The organism is Microcystis sp. M_QC_C_20170808_M3Col (assembly GCF_007095505.1).
Lineage (GTDB): Bacteria > Cyanobacteriota > Cyanobacteriia > Cyanobacteriales > Microcystaceae > Microcystis.
Genome location: NZ_SFBY01000187.1, coordinates 1 through 7760 on the forward strand (window position 1 = coordinate 1; position 7760 = coordinate 7760).

Here is a 7760-nt window from a genome sequence, read left to right on the forward strand (position 1 = left end):
AGTAAAAACATTTTGGCCGCAGGACTTGCGGTGTCAGTCCGGGTCGCGACCATAAGACCAGAACAGAGTAAAACTGTTAAGGCAGGTGCGGAACCCCGCAAGGGAAAGAAGCAGAAACCCAAATCGTGAGGTTTGGGAATCACCGTCCGTTTACGGCGGTGAGGATGTCAAAATAACCAGTTCTATCGGACAAATACCATGATTAATCACGATCCTTTCGGCGATCACAAATTAGAGCGACTGCAATTAATGTTATATCTAATTCCCTTTCTAGGGGTGATTCCCTCCGCTTGGACATGGTATCGAGGGGAAAGAAAAGGAAAACAACGGCAAATTAGTCGCTTATCTCTGAATTTAACGCTAGGATGGCTGCTTTTTTACGCTTTCCTCTGGACTGGGGCTGCTTTCACCGACCAAACCTTGAGTTTTCGCCTTTTATACTGGAACGGTTTATTAACTTCTGCTTATATTCTCCTCTGCCTAGGAATTATCGTCAAAGTTTGGCGGCAAAAATAAATAGCTAGGCAGTCAACTTGATCCTTTTGGCCAAGTCAAGACCAAATCCCCTGAATAGGAATCTAGCCAACTCGCTCAAATCCATGCTAGTCTGTTGACACTTAATAATATCTCCATAAACAAGCACTAGATGAATTTCAGTTTAATCAAAGTTCCCTTTGTGGATTTGACTTGGCAAAACCAGCCCCTACAAGCAAAAATTACCGAGGCAATCCAAACAGTTATCGACCGGGGAGATTTTGTTTTAGGCCAAGCTTTAGCCGAATTTGAAACCGCCTTTGCCCAAGCTTGCGGAGTCGAGTATGCTGTGGGAGTAGCTTCTGGCACTGCTGCTCTTACCCTGGCTTTACAAGCTTACGGCATCGGTGCTGGGGATGAAGTGCTAGTCCCCGCTAATACCTTTGTCGCTACCCTCATGGGTGTTGTGCAAGCGGGGGCCAAACCGATTTTAGTTGATTGTCACCTCGATACAGCCCTAATTGACCTCGCGGCGGCTGCTCAAAGAATTACCCCCAACACCCGCGCCATTCTCCCCGTACACCTGTACGGACAGATGGTATCACCCCAACAATTACAGGATTTTGCCCGCAGCTATAATCTGATTATCTTTGAGGATGCGGCCCAGGCCCATTTAGCCAGTAGAGAAGGTTATCGCGCCGGCAGTGTCGGTGTAGCGGCCGGGTTTAGTTTTTATCCCAGTAAAAATTTGGGTGCTTTTGGCAATGGCGGAATGTTAGTGAGCAATGATCCCGAAATTAGCCAAAAAGCCCGCAGTTTAAGAAATTATGGCGCACCGAGCAAGTATTTCCACACCGATATCGGCACTAATAGCCGTTTGGATAGCATACAAGCCGCCATTTTAAACATTAAATTACCCCATCTGGAAAGCTGGAACCGCTCCCGTCATCGAGCGGCAAGACAATACGACAGGCTTTTGGCTCCTTTAGCCGATCAAGGCATTTTACCCGTACGAGACGAAACCGAGACTGGTCATGTCTATCATCTCTACGTTATTCGCATTCTCCCCCATTGTTCCGTTGAGCGCCAACAACTACAAGAACAATTAACTGCCGTCGGTATTCAAACCGGCATTCATTATCCGATTCCTTGTCATCTGCAACCGGCCTATCGCTACCTGGGTTATCAACAGGGAGACTTTCCTAATGCAGAGACTCTCTGTGAAGAAATTGTCTCTCTCCCCATGTACCCCGGCATCAGCGAGGAGCAGATTGACATCGTGGTTGAACAGATCACTGCGATCATCGGGTAACATAAATTCAGAATTTGTCACTAAATCGCTCCGTCCTATGGGTGTTAGTCCTTCCTTGTCCCCCGTCTCCCACAAAAATCGGCAATCTTGGCTGATTATCGGTTTCTTGGCGGTTATCTATGGTCCGGTGATCTTTCACTGGTACGATGGTTGGCTGAATAAATCGATCAGCATCGAACACGAATACTTTAGCCACGGCTTGATTGGCCTTCCCTACGCCGCCTATATTGTCTGGCAGAATCGCAAAAAATGGCAACGCCTCGAAGATCGCTCCCACCCCCTCGGAGCGTTTTTGTTAACCCTAGGAGCTATTTTTTATCTCCTCGGTTCCTCCCTTTGGGTTAGTATGTCTTTTCCGATTATTTTAGCGGGAATCTGTCTCTGGTTAAAAGGAACAGAAGGTTTTAAATTGCAAGGATTTCCCCTACTTTTAACAGCCTTAGCGACCCCTAATCCTATCCCCTACCTGATTGCTCCCTATACCCTACCCCTACAGGTTTTTATTGCCGCTTGCGCTGGTTTTATTCTCCAGCAAGCCGGCTTAGATGTCTCCGTTGACGGTATCTATGTAGCGGTAGAAGGTAGGATGGTGGAAGTCGCTCCCTACTGTGCGGGGCTGAAAATGTTATTTACCAGTCTTTACGTGACGCTGCTGCTGCTCCATTGGACTGATACTATCGAAAACGGTCGTAAAACCCGCTTTATGCTCCTCAGTGCCTTTGGAATTAGTGTCGGGGCTAATATTATTCGTAACGCGCTTTTAGCTTGGTTTCACGGCACAGGACAAGACGAAAACTTCAAATTACTCCACGATAGCTGGGGGGGTGATTTATACTCGGTCTTTATGTTATTACTGATCCTTTTGGTCTTCCAAATCATGCAGTATCGCGAGGCGGTTAAGAAAAAGTCCCTAGCTCAAGAGGAAGGTAACCAGGATGATTAGTCAAAAAATTCCAGCCGAGGTAACTTTAGTGTTAGATAAAGTCAAAAAAAAGCTCCCAGGTAATTATTTACTGCTGTTGTGCCTGCTGCTGCTATTGATTTTAGGGGGTATCTTGCCCAATTTAATTTCTGGCCAGTGGTCTTGGGTGGAGCAACCGAGAATCAGTAATATGCAGAAAATGCGAGTCCTACAAGAATCGGGAATCGAGTTGTCCGACCTGAAAACCATCGACCAGCAGCAAGGAGAAATCGGTGAGGGAAAATGGTCGGTACAAGTGGTGGAAAGTCCTGAAGGCAAGAGGATCACCGTGCTTTTAAAGCCACAGATATACTATAAAAATCAACCAGGATTAGAATGGTCAGATATCACTTCGATTAGTCGTTGGAATCAGGGGGAAACAACCGAGCTATTAATCCCCACCCAGTCGGGAGGAAAGGCCACGGCTCGATTCTATCGTGCCTGGACAAAAAACACCTTTGCCGTGGTGCAATGGTATGCTTGGCTAGGTGGTGGTCATTACGATCCCTCGGTGTGGTATTGGCTTGACCAATGGGCGCAATTAAAAAGACAGAGAGTACCCTGGATAGCCGTTTCCTTGGTGATTCCCTTAGAACCGACGAAAGAACTGCAAACTCTCACTCCCTTTGCTCTCAATCTCGCCAAGGAAGTTCAAAGTAACTTAGAACAAAATGTCTTAAGTCAATTAACTTCTCTGCCTGAGACCAAAAAAGAAAAGTAGTTTTTCTGCTCCCAACTATCTGTTTAAAAAAAACTAGCTCAAGGCACTTTTCTAGTCCTTAATAGCTTCTTTGTTCCTCTCCCACTAGATAACTCTCAGAAAATAAATTGATATATCTGTATGATTCCAGCAATGCTCAACAAGTTTTTGCCAGTTAGTTTATTCAGAACTGGGGCTATAGCCTTATCAGGGTTGAGTCTGACAGGGTTCTTATGGGTAATTCACTCCGAGAGACTCAAAGCCCAAGGTCCTTTGTCCATACCCCAGACTCAACCCGGAGCCGGGTTGGAATTTTTGCCCCCCCAACCCCCTAATCCCACCTTTCCTGAAAACACGATTCCCCCTACCGGCTACAGTCCACCGGTTTACTCTCCCAATAATCGCCAATCCCGACAAATTCAGACCTATCGACTCGATATCGGCGATCAAATTACTGTCTCGGTTCCCGATTTTCCCGAATTTAATTCCACGGGGCCGGTGGATCCCGATGGTAATTTTCTGGTGCCGATTTTAGGGCGTATTCCTGTGCTGGGCTTGACTTTAGACGAAGTACAAACTAAAATCCGCCTCGAATTGGGGCGAAAATACTTGCGGGAGGAACCGGAAGTGATTGCTGTTTTAACCACTGCCCGTCCCGTCCAGTTAACCATTCTGGGAGAGGTACAGCGACCGGGGTTTTATAGTATCGCTCCTAATACTCCCCTAGCGCAGGTACTTTTGGCGGCGGGGGGTGGCACTCCCAGAGCCGATCTGCGTTCGATCGTTGTCCGTCGGGTTTTAGTCGATGGTACAGTATTAGAGGAGAAACTTGACCTTTATACTCCCTTAATTAAAGGGGAACGCTTGCCAGATCTGCGTCTGCAAGGGGGCGATGCCGTGATTGTTTCCAAGTTAGAAGTAGGCCAAGAAACGGGATATAATCGCACACTGGTGGCTAGAACCACCCTCACCCAGCAGAATATCACCGTCAGGGTTTTAGCTCCCTTAGTTCCTTCGGGAATTGCCCTGAGAAATGTTTCGATTCCTAATGGCAGTACCTTCCTCGATGTGGTGGCTAGTTTACCAGTTTCCGATCGCCTGCGGATCAATGTCAATGAAGTGTCCCTGCTACGTTTTGACAGTGCCAAAGGGGGAATTGTTAGTCAAACTTTGAGTCCGATAGCGGCAGTTAGGGGAGATATATCCCAAAATGTTCCCCTAGAAGATCAAGACGTAATTATTGTCACCCGCACCCTATTAGGGGAAATTTTCGCCGCTTTTAATATCATTACCCAACCCATTCGGGATATTTCCAGTTTTACCAATACAATTCTCAACCTTAGCAATAACTTCCAATAACTTCCAATAACTGAGGGGCAACTTGCTCCCTTCACTCCTTAACACAACTTCATAAGCTAGGATTTCAAGGGCGAGAATCACTCTTGACCGCTAAAATGTAAAGAATCTGGGAATATATTAAAAAGCTATGGCTCTACCAATTGTTAAACGATTTCTCATCTCGCTAGATCAGAACAAATTTGTGGGAATATTCGTCTTCCTCGTCTGTTTAGGCGGTTCTGTGATCTTTGCTCTCCTACCCGATCCTGAGAAACCCCCCACCTTTTATCGGGCGGTGGGACAATTGGCCTACCGGGTGCCGCCGCCGGCTTTTACCAGTACAGGAACCCAACTGCAAGAACAAGGGCGGGCTATTGACCGCGATTTACTGCTATCTCCCCGGGTATTGGTCAATGCCGCTAAAAAATTGCAATTTAATCAGGAACAGATCGTTAAAATTCGCGATCAAGATTTGAAAATCACCTTCCCTGGTGAAGTGGAGGGACAAAAAAATAATAGCAATCGGCCTACAGGAACCGACCAACCCCAAGAGGTACTTTTAGAGTTAACGGCCGACTCCCAGTCCAAGGCGGAGTTAATTCTCGAAACCTTGATGAAGGAAATGGTGGAATACAGTCGCTGGCTGAATACTTCTCAGTTACGGGCCCGCATAGAAGCTCTCAGTGTCCGACTTAACGAAGTCCAAAAAGATTTAACCAGAGCCGAAGAAAAGTTTTATCGCTACATTAGTACCCAGGGTTCAGATTTATTGGCGATTCAAGATGGGAGTTTATTCACCGCTATCACCAGTAGTCAACAGCAACAGCGAGAAATTCGCCTAGAACTGCAAGGTATTCAAGGACAAATTGATAGTCTGAGTAAACAACTCGATTTAACCCCCGATCAAGCTTACACCTCCTCGGCCCTTAGTGCCGACCCGATTATTGCCAGTATCCGAGCGCAGATATTGGACACGGAAACCCAATTGGAGCGACTACAGAAGGATTTACGCCCCGAACATCCCACCGTAGTTAAATTACGCAAACAACAGCAAGTTAACGAATCTCTCTTACAAAAAAGAGCCGTCGAGGTGATCGGAAAAGATGGTGTCCTTACCGCCCTTCCCAGCAGTCGCATCCGTCAGCAAAGTAATCTCGATGCCACCCGTCAACAACTAGCGGCTCAATTAGTCACCCTGCAAACCCAGCGCGAGGGTTTAATGAAACAATTAGAATCCTTAGTGACTCAGGAACAGCAATTACGCTCCCAATACGAGAAATTCCCCGATAAACAGCTACAGCAAGCTCGTTTAACCCAAGCCGTCGCCTTTCAACGGGGTATCTACGAGAATATTCTCAATGCTCTGGTGGATGCTCAGGCTGCAGAAGCGGAAACCGTGGGTAGTCTCACCGTCGCCCAACCGCCAGTTGCTCAAGCGATCGAACAGGTGTTTAACCGCAAGAATCGTACCTTGATTCTCTTGGTGGGTGCTGGTTTGGGAACTTTAGCCGGATTGGGTACGATCCTGCTGTTAGCAGTGATCGATGATCGCCTGCACAGTCCCCAAGAATTGCGGGAAGCTTTGGTTAGTCGGGATATACTACTCTTGGGACAATTGCCCATTGTCCGGAATTTAGAGGGCGAGGAAATCGAGCCGATTCTCGCCGATGCTAATGCCAATTATCTCCCCTACTACGAACGTTTACGCAGTACCCTGCGACTTGTTGGCGGCGGCGAAACGGTGAAAGTGGTCATTGTCACCAGTATTACTGGCGGAGAGGGGAAAACCGCCACTGCCTATAATCTGGCGATCGCTGCGGCTTTAGCAGGCCGACGGACTCTGTTAGTCGAAGGAGATCTGAGAAGTCTTTCTAAGGCCGAAGAAATCGGAGTCACTCCCGATCCCAATTCTTTCCGAGAACCCCTACTTTACTACGGGGCAAAAAGTAAATCGATCCGGCTGGCCCCAAATATAGAAAACCTTTCCATTTTGCCTAGTCCCGGTCCGCAAAAACAAGCGGCAGCTATCATTGAATCGAGCGAATTACAATTAATTCTCAAAGATTCTCGCGGCCGTTTCGATCTGGTGATTGTGGATACTCCTTCTCTGTCTAGCTGTAATGATGCGCTGCTCTTAGAAGAACTAGCGGACGGGATTATTCTGGTAACGCGCCAGGCGATAACTCGTTCTAGTCTCTTGAGTGAAGCAACTGACCAGTTAACAGAAGCGGAAGTGAAAATTTTAGGGGCGGTGATTAACTACGTCGATATTACGCCGACTCTCAACACCGCCGAACCAGAACTGCCGCCTTTGATAGTTCCCCCACTACAGGAAAAAACAGAGACAGAGGAAGTGAAAGTGGAGGTGTAAATGCGGTTACCTAAAATGTCGGATGAATGCCCCCGCTACATTTTTCGACAAGATACTCACCTTTGCGGGGATGAAATCCGACCAGAATATCAACCGCGGAGCATCGGTTTAATTCCATCAGACGTGCTGACGGCTATTATTGCCAGTTTTTGATTGACGTAGAACGGCAAGAATACCATAAACCAACGGGACAAATAACAGGAATTGACTTAGGGTTAAAGGAATTTTATACCGATGCCCAAGGTAATACTGTAGAGAATCCACGTTATTTAAGAAAGTCAGAAAAACGACTTAAAAAAGCACAAAGGAGATTATCAAAACGATTTTGTAAGGGAAACAAACAGTCTAACAACTATCACAAGCAACGGATAAAAGTAGCTAAACTTCACTTGAAAGTGTCAAGACAACGTAAAGACAAAGCAATTAAAGACGCTTTGGCGTTAGTCCAGTCTAATGATCTGGTAGTCTATGAAGCTTTAAAGATTAGAAACTTAGTCAAAAACCGTCAGCTTGCCAAGTCGATTTCTGATGCTTCTTGGTATCAATTCACTGAATGGTTGAATTATTTTGCCAAGATTTATCGGATTGTTTGTGTTGCTGTTCC

Annotated in this window: 7 protein-coding genes and 2 pseudogenes; all 9 read left to right on the forward strand. The window is 46.5% G+C overall.

Annotated features, from left to right (window positions below; genetic code table 11):
- Positions 1-129 (forward strand): annotated as a pseudogene (locus EWV84_RS08270) (RNA-guided endonuclease TnpB family protein); the annotation flags it as partial.
- Positions 130-198: 69 nt separating this feature from the next.
- The gene (locus EWV84_RS08275) at positions 199-516 is read left to right on the forward strand and encodes a hypothetical protein (protein ID WP_287077618.1); all 318 of its coding nucleotides are present in this window, start codon (positions 199-201) and stop codon (positions 514-516) included.
- A 130-nt stretch (positions 517-646) separates the two neighbouring features.
- A complete protein-coding gene (locus tag EWV84_RS08280) occupies positions 647-1786 on the forward strand; it encodes a DegT/DnrJ/EryC1/StrS family aminotransferase (protein WP_286824784.1) in 1140 nt (379 codons plus the stop codon).
- Between the two features lie 37 nt (positions 1787-1823).
- Positions 1824-2729 (forward strand): cyanoexosortase B, encoded by a 906-nt coding sequence (gene crtB / locus EWV84_RS08285; protein WP_287077619.1) that lies wholly within the window; start codon positions 1824-1826, stop codon positions 2727-2729.
- The gene (locus tag EWV84_RS08290; protein WP_287077620.1) at positions 2722-3468 is read left to right on the forward strand and encodes a cyanoexosortase B system-associated protein; all 747 of its coding nucleotides are present in this window, start codon (positions 2722-2724) and stop codon (positions 3466-3468) included. Before crtB ends, EWV84_RS08290 begins: the two co-directional genes overlap by 8 nt.
- A gap of 120 nt (positions 3469-3588) precedes the next feature.
- Positions 3589-4806 (forward strand): polysaccharide biosynthesis/export family protein, encoded by a 1218-nt coding sequence (locus EWV84_RS08295; protein ID WP_416361052.1) that lies wholly within the window; start codon positions 3589-3591, stop codon positions 4804-4806.
- Positions 4807-4933: 127 nt separating this feature from the next.
- A complete protein-coding gene (locus EWV84_RS08300) occupies positions 4934-7156 on the forward strand; it encodes a GumC family protein (protein ID WP_287077621.1) in 2223 nt (740 codons plus the stop codon).
- Positions 7157-7309 carry a hypothetical protein gene (locus EWV84_RS08305; RefSeq protein WP_287077622.1) on the forward strand — a complete coding sequence of 51 codons (153 nt, stop codon included), beginning with the start codon at positions 7157-7159 and terminating at the stop codon, positions 7307-7309. It abuts the gene before it with no gap.
- Positions 7261-7760, forward strand: a pseudogene (locus tag EWV84_RS08310) (RNA-guided endonuclease InsQ/TnpB family protein); the annotation flags it as partial. The gene EWV84_RS08305 and the pseudogene EWV84_RS08310, both read left to right, overlap by 49 nt.